The sequence below is a fragment of the Lwoffella lincolnii genome, assembly GCF_037201985.1.
In the GTDB taxonomy this organism is placed as follows: Bacteria; Pseudomonadota; Gammaproteobacteria; order Pseudomonadales; family Moraxellaceae; genus Psychrobacter; species Psychrobacter lincolnii.
This window is the reverse complement of the sequence record NZ_CP147511.1, coordinates 629,435-651,961: the sequence shown is the minus strand read 5'-3', so window position 1 is coordinate 651,961 and position 22,527 is coordinate 629,435. Positions and strand designations below refer to the sequence as shown.

Genomic DNA, 22,527 nt, shown 5'->3' with positions numbered 1-22,527 from the left:
TAGTTGGGGGTTATGGGGTGTTAGCGCACCCTGTAACCTGCTCCTTAACTTTCATACTAGTAAACTCAAAGGAAAAAGTCAAATGCCAAAAATCGTTGCCAACCCAAAAACCCAAGCCCAAATCCAAAAAGACAGCAACGCACGCCGTGGGGTAAAAAACAAAGCATTCACCCTAAAACTTGATGACATAGAACTCATCAAATCCCTATCCAAACGCTTAGGCATACCCCAAAATCAGCTGATTATGGACGCTGTTCGGGCGTACAATTTGGGCAAACAAAAAGAGCCTGACTAATCCCATTCCCCAGCCTTTATCAAAAAAACCTGCCAATAAAGAATCTGCCCAAAAGAGCAGATTTTTTATATATAGCACTTGATAAAATACATATAGCACTATATAATAGGCAAATCAAGTACAGGGGGTGCTTGATTGGTAAACGGTAGCCACCGTTACCGTAAACTAAGGAGAAAACGATGAACGCACTTATCAAGCTCATCGTTTTTGTTGTCTTACTACTGCTGGTAATACCAGCATATTAAGATAGCAAGCCCACAAGATAATCAGCAGTTATCAAGTGGGGCGTTAGGTGAGATGACACTCTCATATCTCTCATCTAACGCACTCCTTACCCCCATATTAGTATGATTCAAAAAAAAAATCAAGGGGTCAATCATGAATAAATCTGCCCAAGTCCGTGCCAATATCGCTTACCAAAACCGTGCTTTATTACGCACATCGTTGGTCATAAGTCAGCATGAACAAGCCATCTATGATGCTTTACAGGTGATTAAAATGCACCATGATGATAATCAAGCTTATGCCATTAAACAAGCCATTTTAGCCCACTCCAAGCAAATACAAGGCGGTTAAATCTTTTGTCTGACAATGCGTTCTGCTTGTTGCAACAGTTTTGCCACGGTTTTATGACAGACTTTTTTACGTTGTTTATCCTGCCAGCCCATGCCTACTTGCTGTGGGTATTCAAGTGGGGTCAGATAGTAACGGCTGATGGCTCGTAAGCTTAAGTCGTTGATGTACCTTAGCCTTAGTACGTTTGCTAAGATAACGGAATGACGTGCCAACTCACAAACCGCCTTATCCACTTTTAGGGCGTCATTATCGCTGATTTGTGGCACATCGCCACGCCAGCCTGTGTTAAATTTGGGGTTGTTTCGCTTCATCAGCCGATACATGGGGCTGCTGTAATAGCCATAATCATGCCGTGCCCATTTGCCCCATTCGATGAGTGGGTCAATCATTTGGTCAGTGTCCTAAATTTTTTGATGAAGTCGTCCCATGTCTCGCTTATCATGATTTTGTCATCAATGATGTAGGTTACTGTGGTGTTTTGTGGGGTTGGCGGTGTTGTGATGACCGCTGTTTGTCCTGTTTTTGGGTTTTGGTATTTCATGTTGATGCTCAGTTAAAAAATCGGTCATTCCGATTAATCTGCTTTATAATCCCAGTCAAAATTCTTCATATTGCCAGCCACCACCTTGTTTTTTTGGGGTTTTGTATACTGCTAAAAATTTAAATGGGTATAGGCTTGATGCCGTCAAAGGTGTAATAAACGATGTCACCTGCTGTTTTGAGTGTTTCAAGGTGGTTGGCATAGGCTTGTTCGGTTTTGTTCATTTGCCCTTGTTTTAGCCGTCCGAGTGCTTGGATTTTTTGTTTTAGCCGTCCTGGTTGGTTGTTAGGTTTGGTTGGTGGTTTCATGCTGATGCTCGTTTGGTTGGGGCTGGCGTGGCGATTTGGCGTTTAAATGCTTGTAGACGGCGTTCAATTTCTTTTCCGCTATTATACTTGCTCCAGTCAATGGGTTTGTGGCTGTTGTCGGTTAATCTGTGCGTTTTTGGTAGGGTGAATGTTGCTCCTTGGCTGTGTTCGGTGATGACTTGTTGGTAGATTTTGCCAAAGTGGGGGGCGTATTTGTTGTCGCATGATGCCAGTTTGCCATGTCCTATGCGTTTGGCGGTTTCTGCTACGACGATGTGTAACCAGTTTCTTTTGGTGTCGCCACGTTTGCCACATTCTTGGCAGGCGTTTTCAAAGGCGGTTTGAGCGTCTGGGTAGGTGTTGATGTTGGGGCGTGCCAGTTTTAGGAATTCTTGGGCGTTGTTTGGGGCCCAGTCGCCATCAAATGATTTTGTTTTGGCTTGGTTGAATTCTGCTAGGGTGATTTGTTTTTGGGTTAGGTAGTTTGCCCATACCAGCACCATGTCAAAGCTCCAGTCAATTTCGCTGTCTTTGGTTTGCATTTTGTGTTTAAACCATGCTTTCCACTGTTTGAATAAGATTTGTATGGCGTTGATGAGTTGTTGGCTTGGTTGGCTGTTGGGTGCTGTTGTTGGTCGTGTTGGTTTCTTTGGGCAAAGTAGGTGGCTGCGGCTGCGTCAAGTTTTTGCCAGTAGCCTTGGGTTGTGTTGGTGTTTGGGGTTGTGTTGGTGTTTGTTGTGGCAAAATGATTTAGCTGATGTGTTGCATGGTGTTGGTTTCCTGTGCTGTGGGTTGGTTGTGTTGTCTGCGTTGCATGGCTTGGGGTTTTTTGAGTAAAAATTCGCTCAGTCTTGCGTCAGATTGGCAGATGTAGCTGATGTCGGTTTTGCCGTGAGCGGTTGCCCATGGGTCTTGTGATGCGTTGTAGATGGCTTGTTTGATGTCTGTGCTGTCTTTGCCGTCTTTGAGCCGTGCGATGATTTTGCGTTTTCTGTCATCGGTGAGTTTCCATTTGGCTGGGTCTTTGTCCATGATGTCTAGCCAAAAATCAAATATGTCTTGGCTGGTTTGGTTGTGTTGGTCGGTTTTGCCAGTTTTGGCTATGGTGTCGCCAAGGGGGGGGCTTTAGGGGGGGTTAAATAAATCATTGGTTAATGGTTTATGGTTAATGGTTATGGCGTCGTTTTTGCCGTGACTTTGCGTTATTTGTGCGTGACTGTTGCCGTTACCTGCTTCGTGACTTTCCGTGACCGTTTCGTGACTTGCTTGGTTACCCTGTTTTTGGTGGGCGTTGGGGTTGTTGTTGTCTAGTGTGTATCTGCCTGCCTTGAAATTCTTGATTTCTTGGTTGATTCTTGTGTGGTGATATTTGCCTTTGTGAAAGTTGAAGAATTCATCCAGCACGTTGTTAATCGCTTGGGTGTTTTCGTCGGTTAAGGGCAATAAGAGGTAACGGGCAATTTCTTCTACGCTGCTAAAGGGCTTTTCGTTTAGGTAGTACCAGTCTATTAGGGTGCAATAGATGTAATGCTCAAGTGGGGTTAGGTGGGCGGTTCGGGCCCGGTAGTCTTTGATGTGAAATCCATAGTAGTGTATGGTGGTTGCCTTTTGTGTCCGCTTGGGGTGGCAGATGATGTTGTTATGATGGGTGGTTTTCTTGTTTAAGATTGTTATACGCATTCATCAGGGCGTTGCCATATCGCCAAGACAGATTGGGTTTTGGCTTGCCTCGGTTTAATTCACTGATGACGCCTTGATGAATGCCTGTTTTAGAAGAAAGCTCGGTTTGAGTTTGATGTTTAAGCAATTCTCTAACGATGTTTGTCCATTCAGTTTGGTTTTTCATCACATTCGCTCCCATAAATACTGTTATAATATCGTAACTACGTTGTTAAATCAACGTTAAAACGATGTTATTTTAAGGCATAATTATCATGTTTACGATGCAAGGGGGGATATTATGCAGAATTTAACGTTGGGCGACCGTCTGAAAAAGGCGAGAAAAGATGCAAAGATGACGCAAAAAGAATTGCTGGTGGCGGCAGGAATGAAATCACAAGGACAGATTTCTGACCTTGAGAACGGTAGAAATAAGTCATCTACTTCTCTACCTGAAATTGCAAAAGCTTTGGGCGTCAGCTATGAATGGTTGGCGTACGGTAAAGACCCTAAAGAAGACAAACCCAGCATCGAGCAACTTAAAGCCATGATAGCCAAAGCCGAGCAAGCCCAACCAGACGACATCTCCACCCCTTATGACACCGAGTTGGTGGACATCAACCACAACATGGACGGCATGATGCCTGTCATCAGTTGGGTAGCGGCAGGGGCATTTGTGGAAGTCATACCCACCACACTAGACGATATCATCGAGTATGTGCCACGCCCCAAGAATTTAAGCTGTCATGCCTTTGGACTGATTGTACAGGGACGCAGCATGTACCCTGAGTTTCGCCCTGGTGACATCATCTATATAGAGCCGACCATCTCACCTTTGGAGCTAAAAGACGGTGACTTGATTGTTATCCAATGCAACGACGACAAAGAAGCCACCTTTAAGCAACTGGTCATCGGTGACACCTCAGCAGACATGTATCTAAGACCACTTAACTCTGATTGGGTGGATCAGAAGATTATCCCCATGGGCGAGTGCCGACTGGTGGGCATTGTGGACAGTAAGTATGTGAAATATCGGTAGCGGTGGAAGGGTTGCACTTAGATAGGTGTGCAAACATTCTTGATAGGTAATAGAGGCAGAATATGACCGAACAAATATTTGAATTTGATTTTAAAGTAACATACAACATCACCAACGAACCAACGCTTGATGATGTTATAATAAGCCTAAACGCACTTAAACACCTAATACCCAAAGGCGTTTCTGTCGTCAATAAAATTCGACCCGATTTACACATTAAAACGACCGATATCATTGTACAAGATGTCGAAGCGGGTAGCCTGTTAGAGCGGCTCAAAGTGAAGTGTGCGGTTGGTCTTGTGGGCGAAGATAATGCCAAAAAACTAAACACAACTCTGACAGAGGTTGTAGATGATAGTGTGAAAAACCATAACATGTTAAGCAAAATTCTTTACGCAGGCGTAGGTGCTGTTGTGACAGCAGGGACTATCATGGCGATAAATTCTTGCAGTTCGAAAGATACGCCAATCGTAAATAATTACTACGATAATAGTGTTAGTGTTGCCGTATTAAGCGAAAATTCAGACTTAACAGGTGAGCAAGTCGTAGAGATTGTGAACGGCACGATGGACAAAAAGACTGTCCAAAAATCTGCCGAATTTATCAAACCTGCCAAAAATGACTCAAATGCAACTATCGACATCGGCGATCAGCAACAAGCCTCACAATTCTATGAGCAAATTCCTACCGATATTATCGAAAAAACGCCTGAAAAAGTTGAATTTGAGCCTCCACAAACTAAAGAAAAAGATCATACCAAGATTGATTTGTTCATCCATGCGAGCGACCAAGACAGAGCAACACAAGGTTGGGGAGGCATCGTCCCCAAGCTATTTAGTGACCGAGTTACGTTTGAGTTAAGCAACGATATCGACCCAAACAGCTTACACGGGCATCGCCAAATCAATGCGGACATCACTGTCATAGAGAAATACAACAAGAACACAAAGCAGTATAAACCTTCAAGAGTTGTCATAAGACACGTCAACACAATATCTTAACTACCCACCGCCTAAGCCCCACCCTCAACCGCCCACTAAGGCGGTTTTTTTACGCCTCACCAACACCCACACCCTGCTAAATGCGGAGTTTTTTGTGTCTTGGATAATATTTACGATATTTTTATCAAATACACGATAAAATATCATTTTAACGTTAACTTAGTATCGTAATCAAGATATAATAACCCCATCAATAACACAAAGTGTGTATGACGCATGGGGAGGGAATATGAAAACATCAGACATCAAACAACGCCAACAGCTAAAAAATCAAGCAACTGGTGAGATTGTGCAAGTCTCTGTCAGAGACAGACGTCAAACGCTGATGCTGCTTGACCCCATCAGTAAAAAACCCAAGCATAGTTTTTGTGTAGGTTTTTTAGACCGTTTTGATGAATTAAAAGGGTGGGAGGTCGCATGAGAAAAACAACCCATATCATCATTGCCCATGGCTTGATGATTCTGTTTTTGTTGGGGTGTGTTAAGGCGTGCGATACAGAGTACGCCAACCAAGATGCAATGATTAAGCAGTACATCAGCCCCAACGACCAGATGTTAATCGACTGGCAAAGCCCAAACCTCCGCAACACACCAACCAAGGACTGACCGCCATGTCATACATCTGCCCCCTTAGCACCCTAAGAGCCATGACCACCGAGCAGCTCGTTGACCATGCCCAAGGTGAGCTAGACCCACTTGCCAGCACCAACCTAGAGACCGCTCTCACCGAGAAGCTGGCAGCCTATACCGACAAAAGCCAAATGCCCATGGACGAAGTGCAAGGGCTACTCATTGACATCCAAGCCCAGCTGCCTGAATAAGACTTTCTAGAAGACACGCTTAGCAGGATGCGTGACATCAACGGCAAGAGCTATAAAAAACAGGAACTGCTAGACGCACTACAAGGATTTATCGGCGAGCTAGAGGACCTACAACAGCAGTACGCAGGTCAAAGTGAATTTGCCTGCAACATGATTAACCAAACCATCAACCCCAAATCCAACAACTTTATCCACTAGGAGCAAAACCCATGAGCATCGAAACCGCCATCACCGCCATCGCTGACGCCATCAAACACAGCTCACAAGCCATCATTGGCTTATCTGCCAGTATTGACCGCTATTGTGACATCATCGAGCAAAAGCCTAACGCCATCGTTACGGCAGCCACTGCCCAAACGCTAAAAGAGCCACAAGCCACCGACAAGGCAGACGCTCCTGTCACCCAAGCCGACAACAGCACAGACGCTCAGACGGCTGATACACCGCCTAATACTGACACCGCCGCCGATCCCCCTGTCAGCGAAGACAAAACATACGTCTATGACGATGTCAAAGCAGCGGTGTTGGATGCCTTAAGAGCAGGCAAAAAAGCCCAAGTCGGTGACCTGTTTAACGAGCTGGGCATCAAAAACGCCCAAGAGCTAGAGCCAGCCCAATATGCCGACTTTATCGCCAAAATGGAGACCCTATAATGACCGCCCACGCCAAACTATCTCCGTCATCCGCCCACCGCTGGCTTACTTGCCCAGCGTCCAGCTTAATGGAAGCGGACAAACCCAACGACAGCAATGAATACGCTGCCGAAGGCACTACCGCCCATTTTTTAGCAGAGATTTGCCTACAGCAACGCCAGCCTGCCGCTGATTACAATGGCGGTGGCATCTTAGTGACCGAAAAAGGCGAATGCAGTTTGCTTAAAAGTGCAGGCGAACCCATCGGAGCGTATAAATATCACTTTGAAATCACCCCCCTCCTGATGACAAGCTATGTTCAAGAATACATCGACACTGTCCAAAGCGTACAGCAAAGCACGGGTGGCGTTTTGGACATCGAGCAACGCCTACCGCTCACCCCCATCACAGGCGAAGCGGACGCTTATGGCACTGCCGATGTGGTCATCGTTGCCGATGACGAGCTGATTGTCATTGACCTTAAATACGGTCAAGGCAACCGCATCGATGCCGACAACAACCCACAGCTGATGCTGTACGGCTTGGCGGCGGTGCTACAGTATCAGATGCTTGGCGACTTTCAACAAGTCCGCCTTATCGTCTGCCAGCCACGGCTCAACCATGTCAGCGAATGGAGCATCCGTACTGACAAGCTAAAAGCATGGGGCAAGAGCGTCAGCCACACCGCCAAGCTTATCCACACCCTAGACGTGGACAGCGACTTGACAGGGCTGTTTGCCCCAAGCCAAGACGCTTGCAAATACTGCAAAGCCAAAACCGAGTGTAAGCCCTATGCCGAGTTTGTCCATCAGAGCGTCAGCGATGAGTTTGCCAGCCTAGACGCACCGCTTTGCGTCAGCGATGCCAAGTATGACAGTGACACCTTAGCCGTCATGTACAGCCGCATCAAGCTGATACAAGACTGGTGCAAAAGCGTTGAAACTGCCGTGTACGACCACCTGCTTAACGGCAACCCTGTGGCAGGCTACAAGCTGGTCGAAGGTCGGGCAGGGGCTCGCAAATGGACAGATGACACCGCCGCCGAAGAGACACTAAAAACCATGCGGCTAAAAGTCGATGACATGTATGACAAAAAACTCATCAGCCCCACCACCGCCGAAAAACTGCACAAAGCAGGCACCCTAGGCGACATCCAATGGGGCAAACTACAAGACATCATTGTAAAACCTGAGGGCAAACCCAGCATTGCCCCCAAGTCGGACAAACATCCAGCCCTTAACTTCAACGTCGCCGACGAGTTCGACGACATCACCCAAGCATGACCTAAGCACAGGAGCTAACACCATGAAACTTACCCTTAAAAACGTCCGTTTGGCATTCCCCAACATCTTTCGCCCATCAGAGCAGTTTGACAACTTTGGGGCTCAGCTCATTATCGAAAAAGGCAGTGCCAACGCCAAAGCCATCGACAACGCCATCAACGAAGTGGCAAAAGCCAAATGGGGCATAAAAGCCGACAGCATCGTCAAACAGCTGAAGTCAGGCAACAAAATCTGTTTTATCGACGGCGATGCCAAAGCCGAGTACGAAGGCTTTGAAGGCAACATGGCACTGTCTGCCACCAACCGTCAACGTCCCACCGTATTCAACAAAGACCGCAGCCCCTTGACCGAAGCTGATGGCGTGGTGTACGCAGGCTGTTACGTCAACGCCATTGTCGAGATTTGGGCACAAGACAACCAATGGGGCAAACGCATCAACGCCAGCCTAAAAGGCGTGCAGTTTTATGCTAACGGTGATGCCTTTGCAGGGGGTGGCGTTGCCAGCGAAGATGACTTTGACGACATCAGCGAAGGGGCAGAAGCCGAAGAGTTTGTTTAACCCCTTATCTTGCCTGTGCAAGCGAGTGATTGGCGTAACCAATCCGTTTTGATAAGCCAATCAGCCATACCAACCGCAACGGTTGGCTTATCAAAACCAGCCTAAAGGACAACCAACCATGCCCACGCTTTATTTAGACTTAGAGACCTACAGCAAAACGCCCATCAAGCACGGCACTTACCGCTATGCCCAAGATGCCGAGATTTTACTATTTGCCTATGCCGTTGATGATAAGCCTGCTCAAGTGTTGGACTTAACAGGGCAAAAAAACTACTCACTGATTGTTGAACAGCTATTAGCAGAGGCCGACACCCTTGTCGCACATAACGCCATGTTTGACCGCAACGTGCTTAAGTACAACGGCTTTGTCACCCCTGTAGACAAATGGCGAGACACCATGATTACCGCCTATTGCCATGGGCTGGTCGGCTTGCTTAGTGACCTGTGCGACATTGTCGGAGTCAAAGCAGAACACTCCAAAGACAAAGACGGCAGACGACTGGTGTTGCAATTTTGCAAACCGCAAGGCAAACACCGCAAGCTTGAGCGAGCCACTACCGACACCCACCCTGAAGACTGGGCAAAGTTTGTCGAATATGCACGGCTAGACGTAGAAGCCATGCGAGCCATCGACAACGCCATGCCAAGCTGGAACATGAAAACCGAACAACGTCACTGGCTACTTAACCAACGCATCAACGACCGTGACTTTGCCGTTGACATGGAGCTGGTCAACTCAGCAATGACAACCATCAAAGCAGAGAAAAAACGCCTTGCCAAGGTCACACAAGACAAGACCAACGATGACGTACAGTCTGCAACCCAGCGAGATGCGATGCTCGAGCATCTCTTACAAGAATACGGCATCACGCTGCCTGATTTGCAAAAAAGCACCTTAGAAAAACGCCTAGCCGATGACAGCGTACCAAAGCCTGTCAAAGAGCTGTTACGCATCCGTCTGCAAGCCAGCACCACCAGCACCAGCAAGTACCAAGCCCTACAGCGGTCAGTCAACGATGACGGTAGACTTAGGGGGACGTTATAGTTTGCAGGGGCAGCACGTACAGGGCGTTAGGCAGGGCGTACCTTTCAACCCCAAAACCTACCCCAACCAAGCCTAAAGCAAAGCGACATAGACGATGGCATCACCGCCTTAAAGCTTGGCGGAGCTAAGCTACCGACCGACAACCTTATGGAGCTGACCAGCTCTGCCATCCGTGGTTGCATCATCGCCCCAAACGGTAAAAAACTGGTGGTCAGCGACCTATCCAACATCGAAGGGCGAGTACAAGCATGGCTGGCGGACGAAACGTGGAAGTTAGATGCCTTTAGAGCCTTTGACAGCGGACAAGGGCATGACTTGTACAAACTTGCTTACGCCAAGTAGTTTGGCATCTCGCCCACAGCGGTGACCAAAGAACAGCGTCAAATCGGCAAAGTGCAAGAGCTGGCATTGGGGTACGCTGGTGGCGTGGGAGCGTTTAAAAACATGGCACTGGCGTATGGCATTGACTTAACACAAATGGCTGACGACGCATGGGGTGCCCTGCCCCAACACGTCAAAGAAAAAGCCCTAAGCACAATGACCTTTATACAGGAGCAAGGACAAACCATCGAACTGGCAAAAAAGACATGGCTCACCTGTGACAGCTTTAAGGTCATGTGGCGAGAAGCCCACCCAAACATCAGCAGTCTGTGGAAAGAGCTAGAAGCGGTGGTTACTTCTGCCATAACCAACCCAAGCCAAACCTTTCACGCTCGCAAACTGGTAGTGCGACGTGACGGCAAGTGGTTACGCATCCGTCTGCCCAGTGGTCGCTATCTGTGCTATCCCAATATTGGGCTTAAGGACGGCAAGATTGTTTACCAAGGCGTAAATCAATACAGCCGAAAATGGGAATATCTGGACACCTATGGCGGCAAACTGTTTGAGAACATCTGCCAAGCCCTTGCCCGTGACATCCTAGCGTACAACATGCACGCCCTTGAACAGGCAGGCTATGACATCGTACTCACCGTACACGATGAAGTCATCTGTGAAGCCCCAGACACGGACGACTTTAACCCCAAGCATCTAAGCTCACTGCTTGCCACCAACCCACCATGGGCAGACGGCTTACCACTGGCGGCAGGTGGGTTTGAAGCATATCGATATAGGAAAGATTGATGATGACGGTTGAAAAGGACATCGAAAAATATCTTATCAAGCGAGCCAAAGAGATAGGGGCATTGGTGCGTAAATGCCAATGGGTCGGACACAACCACTGCCCAGACCGCATCTTGATGTTGCCACACATGACCCTTTGGGTGGAAGTCAAAGCTCCCAAGCAAAAGCCAAGGGCAGGACAACAACGAGAACACGAGCGAATGCGACAACACGGACAATGGGTAACGGTGGTGGCTAGCCGTGCGGACGTGGATTGTTTGATTGCTAAATTAAATGACAGTGAGAGTTGAAAATGAGAACAGTTAATACACTTAGAAAAAGTCGAGAGCTACAGGGCGACTTTGGCAAATTGGTTGTGAGAAGAGCTTCTTTTCATGAGCCTAGGGCTTATAAAAGAACGGTTTACAGCATCACTGTAGACGATGATGCCGTTACACATGTGTACGCAAAAAGAAGCTATGACGGTACAGCAAATAGTCATATAGAGATAGAAGTATCTGAGAATGGCGGACAGATAATAGAAGCACTAGACACTCTTTTAGGTTTAAACAATGCGTAAACCATTTACCCCACGCCCTTACCAACAGACCGCCATTGAGCATCTGTTAACCACGCCCCGCAACGCCCTGTGGGCGTCCATGGGCATGGGCAAGACCGTGTCTTGTCTGACCGCCATCGACATGCTACAGCTTATTGAGCCAGAGCCCGTGCTGGTACTCGCCCCCAAGCGAGTCGCCGCCAGCACTTGGGTGGACGAAGCAGACAAATGGCAGCATCTATCAGACATCGAAGTGTCAGCGATTATCGGCAGCGACAAACAACGCACCGAAGCCCTGCACGCTGATGCCAACGTGTACACCATGAACTATGAAAACCTACCGTGGCTGGTAGCAAAGCTGGGCGACAACTGGCGGTTTAACACCGTCATCGCTGACTAGTCCACCCGCTTAAAATCCTACCGCAGCCGTGGCGGTAGCAAACGAGCCAGAGCCTTAGCCAAAATCGCCCATAGCCATGTTGACCGCTTTATTGAACTGACTGGCACCCCAAGCCCAAACGGGCTGATTGACCTGTGGGGACAGCTTTGGTTTTTGGACGGCGGGCAACGCCTTGGACGCTCGTTTACAGCGTTCAAAAACCGCTGGTTTAAAGCCATACAAATGGGTAACCAACGCTTTGCGGTACGCCTTGAACCACACGACTTTGCCCAAGAACAAATCCATGCACGGCTTAACGACATCTGCCTAACCCTAGACGCTCAAGATTATTTTGACATTGCCAAGCCTGTCATCGTGGACGTGTATCTGGACATGCCGAGCAACGCCCGCAAACTATACGAAAAAATGGAAAAAGAGATGTTTTTTGAAATTGGGCAAACCGAAGTAGAAGCCATGAACGCCGCTGCCAAAACCATCAAATGCCTACAACTGGCTAACGGAGCGGTGTACACCGATAACGGCTTTGAACAGATACATGACGTAAAGCTACAAGCCTTGGAATCCATTATCGAAGAAGCAGGCGACATGCCTGTGCTGGTCGCCTACCACTTTAAGTCTGACCTAGAGCGACTACAAAGAGCCTTTAAACAAGGCAAACCGCTAGATGATGACCCACAGACCATCAAAGACTGGAACGCTGGCAAAATCCCTGTCTTGTTCGCCCACCCTGCCAGTGCAGGACACGGGCTTAATTTACAAGACGGCGGCAACATCTTAGCCGTATTCGGACACTGGTGGAACTTAGAAGAGTATCAGCAGATTGTCGAACGCATCGGACCCACTCGCCAAGCCCAAGCAGGACACAAACGCCCTGTCTATATCTACCACCTAATTGCCAAAGACACGGTGGACGAGCTGGTCATCGAACGCCGCACATCAAAACGAGACATACAAGACCTACTGCTAGAAGCAATGAAAAGGAGACAAAAGCCATGAAAGCAAAACCTACAAGCATGCTACGCATAGCAGACGTGGCAAAAAAGACCGCCTTGGACAAATCCACAATTTGGGAAAAGCTAAAAAAAGAGCAGTTCCCAAAACCCTACAAACATGGCAAAGTTACCGCATGGAAAGAAAGTGATGTTGATGAATGGATAGAGCAAAATTACACCCAAGCATGAGCGGTTTTACCGCTCTTTTAACTCATATAGGTAATCTGCCCATCTCTGCATCATCTCACGTCTTTTATCCACCCACTGCACCCGATTGTATGCTCTGCCATTAGCGTCTCTCACCTGATGCCCCAATTGCATCTCAATCATACGATAATCATAGCCAAACCGCTCTTCTAGCAGTGTGCGAGCAATCGCCCTAAACCCATGGCTGGTCTGTTCGCCACTGTCAAAGCCAATCCGCCTTAATGCTTGATTGAGCGTATTTTCAGACAGCGGTCTGATATTGCTAACCGCTGATGGAAACACCAAATCCGCATGATGATACTCTTTGGCCTGTCGCAAAATATTGATGGCTTGTGATGATAAAGGAGAAAATATCTGCACTTCAGTGGATTTCGCAGTTTTGTTTGGAGTGTATGCCCATAAGCCATTGTCAATATCCACATCTTGCCACAGCATATGCCTGACTTCGCCAGGGCGAGCAAAGGTCAACAGGGCAAACATCAACGCCAAACGAGTGGTAAATCTACCATGATAGCCATCAATGCCTTGCACCAGCTCAGTAAGTCTTTTTTCGTCCAAAACAGCAGGGTTATGCCTGACTTTTCCTGACTTAAATACCCCACGCAAATACAGAGCAGGGTTGTTATCTGCCCTACCTGTGGCGATGGCATAAGTCATCACTTGACCAATCATTGTTCGCATTTTTTGTAGTTTGGTAAACTGCCCTGCCCTTTCAACAGGTTTTAGTCGGCAGTGGTTATTTGGCTGACAGGTTTATCACCAATAACCGCCAAAATCTCTTTGCTGTATGTCTGCATTTTTTGCCATGTTGCAGGGCTATAGTCCTTTGACTCTAGCCATTGGTCAAAGACAGATTTAAAATTGTTGGCATATTCATCAGATTTTAGTTTATCTGCATCCGTTTTGGCTTGTTTGGGGTCAATACCATCTTGCAGTAAATCGCTTTTTTGCGAGCATCTGACAAAGACATAGATGGGTATCTGCCCAACTTAAACATGTCTCGTTTTTTTGTGTAAGGGTGTGAGTATTGTAGATACCAAGTCTTTGTGCCAGACTTGGCAACGTTAAGCACCAACCCACCACCGTCATACAGACGATAGGGCTTGTCTTTAGGCTTAGCACGCTCCACTTGCGTGGCAGTTAGGGCAACGGTTTGACGAGTCATAACAGTAATTTTTGAGCAAAAACAGTAAATTTAAAAAATTACTGCTAAAAAACACAGATTGCAACAGATTAAGGCGTACTGCTACAGACATTAAAAAAACCCAAATATTGATAGTTTGGGCTTTTATAGACTTCTGTAGAAGGTCTACAGACTGTCATATGGTACCAGTGGTCGGACTCGAACCGACACGCTTTTAAGGGCAACGGATTTTGAATCCGTCGTGTCTACCAATTTCACCACACTGGCATGTAGGATATCAGCGATTGCTGTATAGGGTGCATATTATAGCACCCTTTTGCTGTCTGTCAATCATTTTTGCCAGTTTTTAGTGCCTTTTTGTTGTCTGTCACATATTCAAGGCACTGCTGATTTGCTGTTTGACTTGCTCAATGTCCTGCGTGCCATCAAATTTATGATAGCTTGGTGCATCACCGCCTTGCTTGGCAAGAGTTTGATAGAAATCAACCAAAGTTGCGGTTTGCTTATGGTAAGTTGCTAACCGTTCACGAATGGTGTCTTCTTTATCATCTTCACGTTGTACCAACGGCTCACCTGTCACATCATCAATGCCTGCTTGTTTGGGTGGGCTGTGTTTAATGTGGTAGACGCGCCCAGAGGTGGGATGTTGGCGGCGGCCTGATAAACGGCTGACAATGTCATCATCAGGCACACAAATTTCAATGACATCATCAATGATGATGTCAGAATCACTCAATGCTTGAGCTTGTGGTATGGTGCGTGGAAAGCCATCAAAAATACAGCCGTTGGCACAATCGGGTTTGGCGATGCGCTCTTTAACCAAGTTGATGATAAGCTCATCTGATACCAAGCCACCAGCATTCATGATTTCTTGGGCTTGTTTGCCAAGTTCACTGCCGTCTTTGATGGCGGCTCGCAACATATCGCCTGTTGAGATTTGCGGAATGTTAAATTCTTTAGCAATGAATTGGGCTTGTGTGCCTTTACCCGCCCCTGGAGGACCTAACAAAATGATGCGTTTCATAACTGCTCCTGTTGGCTTAACATCAATTATCCATATGACAAGTCATATTTTTATAAATTGGATTAACTATCTTAGCATAACACAAATGCTGACTGCATCTTAAATACAATCAATCGACAACCTTTCTTACGCTTATATTTAAGCTTAAGGTACTTAAGCTTAAAGTACTTAAAAGTATGAAGCATTTAAGTTTAAGGCACTTGCTGATTAATTTCGATGTTGACACTTTGACTGTCTTTATTCAATATCACAGGGTTGCTGGTCAAGTCGCCCGATTGACTATTGGCATTACCTGACGCACTGATGCGAGCTTTCACGCTCAGCTTGGCATTGCCACCACGCCCCATGCTTAGCTGTCTGTCTGGTAACATGGCTTCATCATCAGTTAATTCAACTTCAATGATGCCATTGTTGATGCCAGTTACTGGTAATTTTTTCACTGCATATGGAGGTCCTCCAGCCACCTCTTGCACACTGACAAATAGGTCATCACTTTCTTTTATCAATGGTAATAAGCTTGTGTTGACACTCACTGTCACTTTAAGTGCTTGGGTGGCTTTTTGTTGTCTTTGGGTGATGTCATCATGCAGTTTTTGTAAGCTATCTAAAGCTTGACTATGGTCGCCTGATTTGTTCCTGATGCTGTCAGACAGTTTATCAATCCAACCCAATGCCTGTGCATGGTTACCTTCTCTGGTTTCACTCATTATCATCAGCATCATTGCCCCTTCATGATTGGCATCTTTTTGCAAAAAATTTTCAATGATACGGCGAGCATCAGCCGTTGGTCTTGCCCCATTGGCAAGAAAGCTGATTTGAGCATAGGTCATGGCAATGTCGTCATTATCAGGTTCTAGTCGGTATGCCCTTGCCATGGCTTGCATGGCAGATTCTATCGCTTCTAATGATAAAAACAACTCAGACAAACGCATCCAACGATTGGCATCATAAGCATGGCGATAGACATTGGTCTGCATGGCTGAGATAAGTCCAATGCTGTCTTGGGTTGCCCATGTGGGTGGCACATCTATTTTACCTGTTAATAAATCATCAGCAACGTTACCTACTCGGTCTTGTGCTTGCCATAGTTGGAGTACTGGCGTGCGGTCAGCTAAGAGAAAATACGCTAAAAATGTCAATAGCGGTATCCATGACAGAATAAATATTCGATTGGCAAGACGCACAGGTCTGGCAGGTTGCTCTGATTGCTCTGCCTGTAGCAGTTGACGTTGTAGTTCTAGTTTTTGCTGTTGATAATGTTCTGTACTAATCTCACCAGTGTCTTTATCGATTTGCAATTCAGCCAAACGCTGTTTGAACGTTGCCACATTGACGGCCAGCAGTTTGTTATCACGGTTTGATTTGGCAGGGTAAAGCCAAGGCATCACCACCACAGTGGCAACCAAAAGACACATCAGCAAAACCAGAGTAAAAAACAACACCGCACTGCTCATTGATTGCCATCTCCATGTTCTTTATCTGTTATTTGCTTGTCATCTGCTGTTTGCTTGGTTTTGTTTGGCTGTTCAATGCCTGCAATGCCTGATTGCTCATCATACTCAGCGTCTAACTCAGAAAGTAATTTATTAAGTTGCACCTGCTCTTCTGGTGTTAAGCTTGCCCCAGCATCACCACTGGTGTCATCAAGACCATCATTCACAGAGTCATCAGCCCAGACCAAACGGGGCTTACGGGTACGCCAATACCAAAATATCAATGCCATTAACAACAACACAGGTGGAAAAAACCACAAAATCCAAGTTGATGGTCTGATTGGTGGTTTATAACTGATAAAATCGCCATAACGCTCAAACATATATTCACGGATTTGTTGGTCAGACTGCCCTGCCTTGATTAAATCATACGTTTTTTGCTTTAAGTCTTGGGCAATGGGGGCATCTGACCCCGCCAAATTTTGGTTTTGGCATTTTGGACAACGAAATTCATCTATCAGTTCACGATAACGATGCTCTTGAACTTCATTGTCAAACTCATAGACATCAATGGCAGCATGGCTAACTTGCCATGTGGCTTGTAATGTAACAAGCATGGTGAATGACAACACACCCAATAGGCGTATGGATTTTAACGATGTTTTTTTTATCCATTTTAAATCCAAACATGATAAGCCAAATATGGTCATTGACACACCTCATGCAGGTTGTTGGCTTTAGTTTGCAATGCTTGCAGGCATGGTTGAATGCGAGCAGACCAATTGGCTTTGGCAACCTCACCTAAGATATGCTGACGAATGATGCCATCACCGTCCACGACAAATGTTTCAGGGGCTCCTGTCAGACCTAAATCCAATGCCAATGTGCCATCACCATCTTGGATAGACAACACAAACGGATCGCCATGATCATTAAGATACCCTAACGCATCAGACAAATCATCTCGATAGTTGACCCCCACCATGGTCACACCTTGTTGGCTTAATTGCATTAACATGGGGTGTTCCGCCACACAAGTGGGACACCAAGACCCCCAAACGTTGAGTAAATATGGTTCTTTTGGCAATTGTTCATTGGTTAGAATGATGCTGGTGTCTGACAGCATGGGCAAGCTAAAAGTTGGCACTGACCGCTCTAAAGCAGTGTTCATCTGTACGTCCGTGGGCTTACCCAGTCTACCATAAAGCATGACCAACACCCCTGCAAACACCAGCAAAGGCAACAAAAATAACCACGTTTTATTTTTTTGACTCATGACATGCTCCTTTTATTGGCAAAACCTAGTGATTAGAAAACTAAGTGACCAGAAAACTGAGTGATTAGAAAATTGAGTGATTGAAAAAACTAAGTTGGTACAAACCCGTGAAAAATCTGTGAAAAACCAGTTAAATGCCATCAGCTTGATTCAAAAATGGGGGTTGACTTACGACGAGAGTTCAGTCTATAACGCTTATCCATCATCGCAAGCAAACCACCCAAACTCATGATGATAGACCCCAACCATATCAAGCGAATGGCAGGCTTGACATAGATACGTACCGCCCATGTGTTGCCTGTGTCATCAATCGGCTCTCCCAATGCCACATACAAATCTCGCATTAAATTGGCATTAATCGACGCTTCAGTCATTGGCATCATCGACACCACATAGGTGCGTTTTTGTGGTTGCAATGTGCCAATGTGCTGACCATTTTTACTCACCATCACCGTTGCCATTTCACCATCATAGTTTTTACCCCTAATAGCAGATAATTCTGTCATGGCAAATTCATAACCACGCACATTGGCTGTGTCCCCCACCCCCATGGCAACATCAGTCTCTACGCTTAAACTTGTGGTCACACCCACGCCAATGGCAACAATAAGCATGCCAATATGTGCCACTTGCATGCCCCAATAACTCAGTGGCAGTTTTATCAATGCGGTCAACCAATTAAGCTTAGCATGGCGTAATTTATGCTTCATGTCTATGCCCATCCAGGCAAGCACCCAGACAGATAACAATAACGTCATCGCCACATTAAACGGCTCATTTGGACTGATAAAATAAGTCAATATCGCTGCCAATACTGCTGAGCTTAGCAAAACCGTCAACACCGCTGCTAACATTGGACGACTGTCTTTTTTCCATCTTAGCGTTGCCCCCATGCCCATCACCAACATCAATATCCACGTTAACGGCACAAACAACGCATTAAAATACGGTGGTCCTACAGACACTTGCCCAAGATGAAACGCATCAGCAATGATGGGGTATAAAGTACCCAGCAAAACCACAATGGTTGCCACTAAGATGATGATGTTATTCACCACCAGCATGGTTTCACGAGATTTTAACTGATAATGGCTCTCCACCGTCAATCGCCAACCACGAGTGGCAAACATCAATAAACCAGAACCTATCACCACGCCCAAAATGGCTAAAATCACCACCCCACGAGTTGGATCGGCGGCAAACGAATGTACTGATGTGATCACACCAGAACGCACCAAAAACGTACCCAACAAGCTCAAACCAAAGGTAAAAATTGCCAACATGATGCTCCATGCCTTAAACACCCCACGTTGCTCAGTCACTGCCAAGGAATGCAACAATGCGGTTGATGCCAACCAAGGCATCAATGACGCATTTTCAACAGGGTCCCAGAACCACCAACCACCCCAACCCAGCTCGTAATATGCCCACCAAGACCCCAAAGCAATGCCCAAAGTTAAAAAGCACCATGCAGCCACTGTCCAAGGTCGAGACCAACGTGTCCACGCCGCATCTAATCGCCCAGCCCACAATGCTGCCAAGCAAAATGCAAATGGCACTGCCATGCCCACATAACCCATATACAACATAGGCGGATGAAAAATCAACCCTGGGTCTTGTAGCAAAGGGTTTAAATCTCGCCCATCCACAGGTAAGCTTGGCAACGTACGGTCAAAAGGTGATGACGTAAAAATCAACATGGCAAGCATCATCACTTGAATGCCAGACAAAATCACCAACACCCGCACACGCATGGACAAAGGCAACCCACGACTGAACCAAGCCACCAACGCACACCATGCCGCCATGATTGTCATCCACAATAACAGCGAACCTTCATGCCCGCCCCAAGTGGCAGACAACTTATAATACCAAGGCAACAACGAGTTAGAATGCTCAGCAACATACACCAAACTAAAATCGTTAAAATAAAAACCTGCCATCAAACAACCAAACGAAATCAGCATGGCAAACAACTGCCCCCATGCCAAGCTTGGTGCTAATCGTTGTAAATTAGGCTCATCACGCCAAATACCAAGCGTTGGCAATATCACTTGTAAAATTGCCAACATCAACGCCATTAATAAGGCGACATAACCCAACTCAGTGATTAACATAATTTACCTAATCTTCCCAACTGACTTATCGATTAAAATCAATCTTAACCATTCACCCAATCTTATGAACTTAATAAAACACCACAATCAAATGCAGCCAACCCGCCAAAAACCCTGTCAGCCCACCCAAAATAATCAACGTCAGCTCATCTTCTTTAAAAGCAGGACGCAATAAATTTTGAAACTCTTGTGGCGACAACTGACGAATGCGGTCACGGAACATACCAAAAATCTTCTCAGCTCGGCTGACATTCAAATCAGGGTCCCGAATAGGCACCATGGTGGCACGAATTGACTTATCAATGATGGTGTTTTCTAAATGTCCAAACTCTTTTGTACCCAACCCCATTCTTAATGTGGTGGCAATCACAGGAGAATCCATCAACTGATGCAAATGCTGTCTGACCACTTGTCGTGTTTGAGCAGATCTATGACCATACATCATCTCATCCATGATGGTCTCAACCGTTACCAACTCTTTGACCACCACATCAGCAAATACTTCTGACACTTCATCTTGACGTTTCATAAACCCCCCTTGCCAATTATAAGTGGCAATGTGGGGCATCACAGGTTTGATAAAGGGAAAAGCAGATTGTTTGTGAAACAACTTAATAAAACGAAAATAATGTGGCTCGATGGGATTAAATACCATCCAAATGGCTATCCAATTGGTTAAAAACCCCCAAATTGACGCAAAAAATGGCACTGTCCAATGTTGTGGCACAAAATAAAACACCAGCATCTGCACCAAGCCAAAACCAAAACCAATCAATGCACTGATGTGCCAAATAAAATCAATCTCTTTTTTGCCCACCTTTAAAAACATCTGCACCATCAAACGGCGATCACCTTCCATCTTACGGACAATCATCTGTTTCATGTCCACCAGTGTTTCGACATTTAAGGTTAAATCCATGACCAGCGTTTTCATGATGCTTGGCAACTGACTGCGAACATGAGCATAAACACGGCGTTTGACCGCATAAGGCAGACTTTGCCACAACCCTGCTGACCGCTCATACATCACTTCATCAATCAACGTTTCTAGGTTGTCTAATACCGCCTGGGTGATGAACTCTGCCATCTCTTCAGGATTCATCGCTTGCAAAAATTCATCTAAACTGCCTAATTTAGACAACGTTTGATCAACAATGACCCCTGATATTTTACCTGCTTTTCTAGGCACAATGCCTTGCCAACCAAGACCGGGGAACTGATGTGGTAAATTGTCAATACGAATGCCCCAAAAATGAATGGGATAAAACAGCATCTTAAGTGCCATCCACACATGGGCCCAAGTCACGAAAGCCGTCACAGGTGGAATGGTTAACATCGCCACAAATTCAGGATGTGCCGTGAAAAATTGCCAAATGCCCATCAGTACGCCCAGTTAATTCACTCAGATGTCATCAAAGTGTCAGGTTAAGATTTTATGTTAATTTTTTAGCCAAAATTATCAGTTTAAACACGACATTTTAACATATCTGCCATATGTTGTGCTGATGAACTCGCATTTATGGTCACTTGTGCTTGTTCTAAGCAAGCCGTTGAGCAATGTGCCAACCTGCAACCAACCAGCAACTAGCCAACAATCAGCCACAAAAAAAGGCGATGACCGCCTAAGTCATCACCTTGTTGCAACGTTGCAAGTTTTTTCAAAAAAAGTACGACTTTAGCAGTCTTTGGGGTGAAAATCAAGCTTTTTTTATCCCATGAGCAAATCTTTTTCTGCCAATCTTGCCAAATAACTGCTGCGGCTATGATAACGCTCTTTATTGCTGGCGACTTTCTCATCAATCATATGCACCAACCTACTGGGCAAAGTGATGTTGACCTTTTGGGTTTTACCAAGATAACGGCTGACATCCACAGACACCAACGCCCACGTCATGCCTGCGTATTCAGGGCTATCAAGGTGATTGGAGATGCCTGTTGGCATAGGCATATCATCACCATCATCTGCCATGCCTTGTAAGTGCAACTCAATGGCTTCGATGATGTTCTCATAGGCTTCTTCAAAAGTATCACCCACGGTAACACACCCTGGTAAATCAGGCACAACCACACCATAGACGGTTTGCCCTTCATGTTGTTCTGCTTCAATGGCAATGGGGTATAACATAGTTTCACCTTTTTGTTATGTGTCGTGACTGGTTTTAACAGCTATGACAGGCTGGGTCATTTCAACCCAGCTTGCTTTAGTACGCCATTAACAGTGCCTGTGGGTAGGTGGGGTTTTGGGTGGGGTATGGTAACTTTGCCCTTTTTAACCTGATGCTTGTAGTGATGATGACTGCCTTTTATCGCTTCAAGATACCAACCATCGGCTTCTATCAGTTTGATTAAATCACGACTTTTCATAACTCCTCTTTATTCGTTGTTGTCAGACATATTATCACCCTAGGCGTATCATTATGCCATACTTTTATTTGGCATCATTTTGGCATCATTGGCAATGTCAAATAAACTTGCTAAAATAATCCATTTATCATCTGCCGCCTTTTATCAGCCA

General features: G+C 46.0%; 32 protein-coding genes, 1 tRNA gene and 2 pseudogenes. 18 read left to right on the top strand and 17 right to left on the bottom strand.

Translation table 11 applies throughout. From position 1 onward, the window contains the following. The first annotated feature begins 82 nt into the window (after positions 1 to 82). Together WDM69_RS03010 and WDM69_RS03005 are read left to right on the top strand one after the other, a co-directional pair. Positions 83 to 295 (top strand): hypothetical protein, encoded by a 213-nt coding sequence (locus tag WDM69_RS03010; RefSeq protein WP_078306169.1) that lies wholly within the window; start codon positions 83 to 85, stop codon positions 293 to 295. Positions 296 to 673: 378 nt separating this feature from the next. Then, entirely contained in the window at positions 674 to 871 is a 198-nt protein-coding gene (locus WDM69_RS03005; protein ID WP_078306168.1) for a hypothetical protein, read from the top strand. Here WDM69_RS03005 and WDM69_RS03000 read toward each other — a convergent pair. The 7 genes from WDM69_RS03000 to WDM69_RS02970 all read right to left on the bottom strand — a co-directional run bounded on the left by WDM69_RS03000 (position 868) and on the right by WDM69_RS02970 (position 3,566). Next, a complete protein-coding gene (locus WDM69_RS03000) occupies positions 868 to 1,260 on the bottom strand; it encodes an antiterminator Q family protein (protein WP_078306167.1) in 393 nt (130 codons plus the stop codon). The two genes, WDM69_RS03005 and WDM69_RS03000, sit on opposite strands and share 4 nt — an antisense overlap. Further along, positions 1,257 to 1,412, bottom strand: a complete 156-nt coding sequence (locus WDM69_RS02995; protein ID WP_158077833.1) for a hypothetical protein — start codon at positions 1,410 to 1,412, stop codon at positions 1,257 to 1,259. Before WDM69_RS02995 ends, WDM69_RS03000 begins: the two co-directional genes overlap by 4 nt. A gap of 119 nt (positions 1,413 to 1,531) precedes the next feature. Further along, positions 1,532 to 1,720, bottom strand: coding sequence for a hypothetical protein (locus WDM69_RS02990; protein ID WP_240494797.1), 189 nt, complete (start codon positions 1,718 to 1,720; stop codon positions 1,532 to 1,534). Continuing rightward, on the bottom strand, positions 1,717 to 2,262 hold the full coding sequence (locus WDM69_RS02985; protein WP_078306166.1) for a hypothetical protein: 546 nt from the start codon (positions 2,260 to 2,262) through the stop codon (positions 1,717 to 1,719). The genes WDM69_RS02990 and WDM69_RS02985 overlap by 4 nt, the downstream gene beginning before the upstream one ends. Positions 2,263 to 2,470: 208 nt before the next feature. Next, entirely contained in the window at positions 2,471 to 2,752 is a 282-nt protein-coding gene (locus WDM69_RS02980) for a hypothetical protein (protein ID WP_338755646.1), read from the bottom strand. A 93-nt stretch (positions 2,753 to 2,845) separates the two neighbouring features. Next, positions 2,846 to 3,400, bottom strand: coding sequence for a YdaU family protein (locus tag WDM69_RS02975; RefSeq protein ID WP_338755645.1), 555 nt, complete (start codon positions 3,398 to 3,400; stop codon positions 2,846 to 2,848). Continuing rightward, complete coding sequence (locus WDM69_RS02970) at positions 3,360 to 3,566, bottom strand: hypothetical protein (protein WP_078306163.1); 207 nt, start codon at positions 3,564 to 3,566, stop codon at positions 3,360 to 3,362. The genes WDM69_RS02975 and WDM69_RS02970 overlap by 41 nt, the downstream gene beginning before the upstream one ends. 114 nt (positions 3,567 to 3,680) lie before the next feature. On the opposite strand from WDM69_RS02970, the gene WDM69_RS02965 reads away from it, so the two are divergent. From WDM69_RS02965 to WDM69_RS02890, 16 genes and pseudogenes are all read left to right on the top strand, one after another. Next, positions 3,681 to 4,418, top strand: coding sequence for a helix-turn-helix domain-containing protein (locus tag WDM69_RS02965; RefSeq protein ID WP_240494796.1), 738 nt, complete (start codon positions 3,681 to 3,683; stop codon positions 4,416 to 4,418). A gap of 62 nt (positions 4,419 to 4,480) precedes the next feature. Continuing rightward, on the top strand, positions 4,481 to 5,419 hold the full coding sequence (locus WDM69_RS02960) for a hypothetical protein (protein ID WP_078306162.1): 939 nt from the start codon (positions 4,481 to 4,483) through the stop codon (positions 5,417 to 5,419). Between the two features lie 229 nt (positions 5,420 to 5,648). Then, on the top strand, positions 5,649 to 5,840 hold the full coding sequence (locus WDM69_RS02955; RefSeq protein WP_078306161.1) for a hypothetical protein: 192 nt from the start codon (positions 5,649 to 5,651) through the stop codon (positions 5,838 to 5,840). Beyond that, a complete protein-coding gene (locus WDM69_RS02950; protein ID WP_078306160.1) occupies positions 5,837 to 6,025 on the top strand; it encodes a hypothetical protein in 189 nt (62 codons plus the stop codon). Before WDM69_RS02955 ends, WDM69_RS02950 begins: the two co-directional genes overlap by 4 nt. A 5-nt stretch (positions 6,026 to 6,030) precedes the next feature. Further along, entirely contained in the window at positions 6,031 to 6,240 is a 210-nt protein-coding gene (locus tag WDM69_RS02945; protein WP_078306159.1) for a hypothetical protein, read from the top strand. A gap of 27 nt (positions 6,241 to 6,267) precedes the next feature. Further along, positions 6,268 to 6,438 (top strand): hypothetical protein, encoded by a 171-nt coding sequence (locus WDM69_RS02940; RefSeq protein ID WP_158077832.1) that lies wholly within the window; start codon positions 6,268 to 6,270, stop codon positions 6,436 to 6,438. Positions 6,439 to 6,449: 11 nt separating this feature from the next. Then, positions 6,450 to 6,893: a hypothetical protein gene (locus WDM69_RS02935; protein WP_078306158.1), complete on the top strand. Its 444-nt coding sequence runs from the start codon at positions 6,450 to 6,452 to the stop codon at positions 6,891 to 6,893. Next, a complete protein-coding gene (locus WDM69_RS02930) occupies positions 6,893 to 8,155 on the top strand; it encodes a DUF2800 domain-containing protein (RefSeq protein WP_078306157.1) in 1,263 nt (420 codons plus the stop codon). Before WDM69_RS02935 ends, WDM69_RS02930 begins: the two co-directional genes overlap by 1 nt. Positions 8,156 to 8,177: 22 nt before the next feature. Next, complete coding sequence (locus WDM69_RS02925) at positions 8,178 to 8,714, top strand: ssDNA-binding protein (RefSeq protein ID WP_078306156.1); 537 nt, start codon at positions 8,178 to 8,180, stop codon at positions 8,712 to 8,714. A 118-nt stretch (positions 8,715 to 8,832) separates the two neighbouring features. Next, the gene (locus WDM69_RS02920; protein ID WP_338044623.1) at positions 8,833 to 9,759 is read left to right on the top strand and encodes a hypothetical protein; all 927 of its coding nucleotides are present in this window, start codon (positions 8,833 to 8,835) and stop codon (positions 9,757 to 9,759) included. A gap of 147 nt (positions 9,760 to 9,906) precedes the next feature. Continuing rightward, entirely contained in the window at positions 9,907 to 10,101 is a 195-nt protein-coding gene (locus tag WDM69_RS02915; protein WP_338044622.1) for a hypothetical protein, read from the top strand. Positions 10,102 to 10,122: 21 nt separating this feature from the next. Continuing rightward, positions 10,123 to 10,881 (top strand): hypothetical protein, encoded by a 759-nt coding sequence (locus tag WDM69_RS02910; protein ID WP_338044621.1) that lies wholly within the window; start codon positions 10,123 to 10,125, stop codon positions 10,879 to 10,881. Then, positions 10,881 to 11,171 carry a VRR-NUC domain-containing protein gene (locus tag WDM69_RS02905; RefSeq protein ID WP_078306155.1) on the top strand — a complete coding sequence of 97 codons (291 nt, stop codon included), beginning with the start codon at positions 10,881 to 10,883 and terminating at the stop codon, positions 11,169 to 11,171. The genes WDM69_RS02910 and WDM69_RS02905 overlap by 1 nt, the downstream gene beginning before the upstream one ends. Positions 11,172 to 11,173: 2 nt before the next feature. After that, the gene (locus tag WDM69_RS02900; RefSeq protein WP_078306154.1) at positions 11,174 to 11,440 is read left to right on the top strand and encodes a hypothetical protein; all 267 of its coding nucleotides are present in this window, start codon (positions 11,174 to 11,176) and stop codon (positions 11,438 to 11,440) included. Continuing rightward, positions 11,433 to 12,815, top strand: a pseudogene (locus WDM69_RS02895) (SNF2-related protein). Before WDM69_RS02900 ends, WDM69_RS02895 begins: the two are co-directional and overlap by 8 nt. Then, positions 12,812 to 13,000, top strand: coding sequence for a helix-turn-helix transcriptional regulator (locus WDM69_RS02890; protein WP_205760078.1), 189 nt, complete (start codon positions 12,812 to 12,814; stop codon positions 12,998 to 13,000). The pseudogene WDM69_RS02895 and the gene WDM69_RS02890 overlap by 4 nt, the downstream one beginning before the upstream one ends. Before the next feature lie 6 nt (positions 13,001 to 13,006). Here the strand turns inward: WDM69_RS02890 and WDM69_RS10020 are convergent. The 10 genes and pseudogenes from WDM69_RS10020 to WDM69_RS02830 all read right to left on the bottom strand — a co-directional run bounded on the left by WDM69_RS10020 (position 13,007) and on the right by WDM69_RS02830 (position 22,376). Further along, positions 13,007 to 14,183, bottom strand: a pseudogene (locus WDM69_RS10020) (tyrosine-type recombinase/integrase). 159 nt (positions 14,184 to 14,342) lie between these two features. Then, positions 14,343 to 14,429: transfer RNA gene (locus WDM69_RS02870), tRNA-Leu, on the bottom strand. Between the two features lie 100 nt (positions 14,430 to 14,529). Further along, the gene (gene adk / locus WDM69_RS02865; protein ID WP_078306152.1) at positions 14,530 to 15,186 is read right to left on the bottom strand and encodes an adenylate kinase; all 657 of its coding nucleotides are present in this window, start codon (positions 15,184 to 15,186) and stop codon (positions 14,530 to 14,532) included. Positions 15,187 to 15,377: 191 nt separating this feature from the next. Next, positions 15,378 to 16,640, bottom strand: a complete 1,263-nt coding sequence (gene ccmI / locus WDM69_RS02860; RefSeq protein ID WP_078306151.1) for a c-type cytochrome biogenesis protein CcmI — start codon at positions 16,638 to 16,640, stop codon at positions 15,378 to 15,380. Next, positions 16,637 to 17,236, bottom strand: a complete 600-nt coding sequence (locus tag WDM69_RS02855) for a cytochrome c-type biogenesis protein (protein ID WP_143823223.1) — start codon at positions 17,234 to 17,236, stop codon at positions 16,637 to 16,639. Before WDM69_RS02855 ends, ccmI begins: the two co-directional genes overlap by 4 nt. A gap of 89 nt (positions 17,237 to 17,325) precedes the next feature. Then, a complete protein-coding gene (locus WDM69_RS02850; RefSeq protein ID WP_078306149.1) occupies positions 17,326 to 17,895 on the bottom strand; it encodes a DsbE family thiol:disulfide interchange protein in 570 nt (189 codons plus the stop codon). A gap of 140 nt (positions 17,896 to 18,035) precedes the next feature. Beyond that, a complete protein-coding gene (locus WDM69_RS02845; RefSeq protein WP_078306148.1) occupies positions 18,036 to 20,012 on the bottom strand; it encodes a heme lyase CcmF/NrfE family subunit in 1,977 nt (658 codons plus the stop codon). Positions 20,013 to 20,082: 70 nt separating this feature from the next. Next, positions 20,083 to 21,393: a hypothetical protein gene (locus WDM69_RS02840; protein WP_078306147.1), complete on the bottom strand. Its 1,311-nt coding sequence runs from the start codon at positions 21,391 to 21,393 to the stop codon at positions 20,083 to 20,085. A 327-nt stretch (positions 21,394 to 21,720) separates the two neighbouring features. Further along, positions 21,721 to 22,137 (bottom strand): type II toxin-antitoxin system HicB family antitoxin, encoded by a 417-nt coding sequence (locus WDM69_RS02835; protein WP_078306146.1) that lies wholly within the window; start codon positions 22,135 to 22,137, stop codon positions 21,721 to 21,723. 56 nt (positions 22,138 to 22,193) lie between these two features. Next, on the bottom strand, positions 22,194 to 22,376 hold the full coding sequence (locus WDM69_RS02830; RefSeq protein WP_078306145.1) for a type II toxin-antitoxin system HicA family toxin: 183 nt from the start codon (positions 22,374 to 22,376) through the stop codon (positions 22,194 to 22,196). Positions 22,377 to 22,527 lie beyond the last annotated feature (151 nt).

Bases quoted from the DNA above. Each gene is read 5' to 3' on its own strand.
- WDM69_RS02970 (WP_078306163.1), bottom strand. From the start codon at position 3,566: ATGAAAAACCAAACTGAATGGACAAACATCGTTAGAGAATTGCTTAAA.
- WDM69_RS02935 (WP_078306158.1), top strand. From the start codon at position 6,450: ATGAGCATCGAAACCGCCATCACCGCCATCGCTGACGCCATCAAACAC.
- WDM69_RS02975 (WP_338755645.1), bottom strand. From the start codon at position 3,400: ATGCGTATAACAATCTTAAACAAGAAAACCACCCATCATAACAACATC.
- WDM69_RS03005 (WP_078306168.1), top strand. From the start codon at position 674: ATGAATAAATCTGCCCAAGTCCGTGCCAATATCGCTTACCAAAACCGT.
- WDM69_RS03000 (WP_078306167.1), bottom strand. From the start codon at position 1,260: ATGATTGACCCACTCATCGAATGGGGCAAATGGGCACGGCATGATTAT.
- WDM69_RS02985 (WP_078306166.1), bottom strand. From the start codon at position 2,262: ATGCAAACCAAAGACAGCGAAATTGACTGGAGCTTTGACATGGTGCTG.
- WDM69_RS02930 (WP_078306157.1), top strand. From the start codon at position 6,893: ATGACCGCCCACGCCAAACTATCTCCGTCATCCGCCCACCGCTGGCTT.
- WDM69_RS02995 (WP_158077833.1), bottom strand. From the start codon at position 1,412: ATGAAATACCAAAACCCAAAAACAGGACAAACAGCGGTCATCACAACA.
- WDM69_RS02890 (WP_205760078.1), top strand. From the start codon at position 12,812: ATGAAAGCAAAACCTACAAGCATGCTACGCATAGCAGACGTGGCAAAA.
- WDM69_RS02965 (WP_240494796.1), top strand. From the start codon at position 3,681: ATGCAGAATTTAACGTTGGGCGACCGTCTGAAAAAGGCGAGAAAAGAT.
- WDM69_RS03010 (WP_078306169.1), top strand. From the start codon at position 83: ATGCCAAAAATCGTTGCCAACCCAAAAACCCAAGCCCAAATCCAAAAA.
- WDM69_RS02905 (WP_078306155.1), top strand. From the start codon at position 10,881: ATGATGACGGTTGAAAAGGACATCGAAAAATATCTTATCAAGCGAGCC.
- adk (WP_078306152.1), bottom strand. From the start codon at position 15,186: ATGAAACGCATCATTTTGTTAGGTCCTCCAGGGGCGGGTAAAGGCACA.
- WDM69_RS02855 (WP_143823223.1), bottom strand. From the start codon at position 17,236: ATGCTTGTTACATTACAAGCCACATGGCAAGTTAGCCATGCTGCCATT.
- WDM69_RS02830 (WP_078306145.1), bottom strand. From the start codon at position 22,376: ATGAAAAGTCGTGATTTAATCAAACTGATAGAAGCCGATGGTTGGTAT.
- WDM69_RS02925 (WP_078306156.1), top strand. From the start codon at position 8,178: ATGAAACTTACCCTTAAAAACGTCCGTTTGGCATTCCCCAACATCTTT.
- WDM69_RS02850 (WP_078306149.1), bottom strand. From the start codon at position 17,895: ATGAGTCAAAAAAATAAAACGTGGTTATTTTTGTTGCCTTTGCTGGTG.
- WDM69_RS02845 (WP_078306148.1), bottom strand. From the start codon at position 20,012: ATGTTAATCACTGAGTTGGGTTATGTCGCCTTATTAATGGCGTTGATG.
- WDM69_RS02960 (WP_078306162.1), top strand. From the start codon at position 4,481: ATGACCGAACAAATATTTGAATTTGATTTTAAAGTAACATACAACATC.
- WDM69_RS02835 (WP_078306146.1), bottom strand. From the start codon at position 22,137: ATGTTATACCCCATTGCCATTGAAGCAGAACAACATGAAGGGCAAACC.
- WDM69_RS02950 (WP_078306160.1), top strand. From the start codon at position 5,837: ATGAGAAAAACAACCCATATCATCATTGCCCATGGCTTGATGATTCTG.
- WDM69_RS02990 (WP_240494797.1), bottom strand. From the start codon at position 1,720: ATGAAACCACCAACCAAACCTAACAACCAACCAGGACGGCTAAAACAA.
- WDM69_RS02980 (WP_338755646.1), bottom strand. From the start codon at position 2,752: ATGGACAAAGACCCAGCCAAATGGAAACTCACCGATGACAGAAAACGC.
- WDM69_RS02915 (WP_338044622.1), top strand. From the start codon at position 9,907: ATGGAGCTGACCAGCTCTGCCATCCGTGGTTGCATCATCGCCCCAAAC.
- WDM69_RS02945 (WP_078306159.1), top strand. From the start codon at position 6,031: ATGTCATACATCTGCCCCCTTAGCACCCTAAGAGCCATGACCACCGAG.
- WDM69_RS02840 (WP_078306147.1), bottom strand. From the start codon at position 21,393: ATGGGCATTTGGCAATTTTTCACGGCACATCCTGAATTTGTGGCGATG.
- WDM69_RS02955 (WP_078306161.1), top strand. From the start codon at position 5,649: ATGAAAACATCAGACATCAAACAACGCCAACAGCTAAAAAATCAAGCA.
- WDM69_RS02900 (WP_078306154.1), top strand. From the start codon at position 11,174: ATGAGAACAGTTAATACACTTAGAAAAAGTCGAGAGCTACAGGGCGAC.
- WDM69_RS02920 (WP_338044623.1), top strand. From the start codon at position 8,833: ATGCCCACGCTTTATTTAGACTTAGAGACCTACAGCAAAACGCCCATC.
- WDM69_RS02940 (WP_158077832.1), top strand. From the start codon at position 6,268: ATGCGTGACATCAACGGCAAGAGCTATAAAAAACAGGAACTGCTAGAC.
- ccmI (WP_078306151.1), bottom strand. From the start codon at position 16,640: ATGAGCAGTGCGGTGTTGTTTTTTACTCTGGTTTTGCTGATGTGTCTT.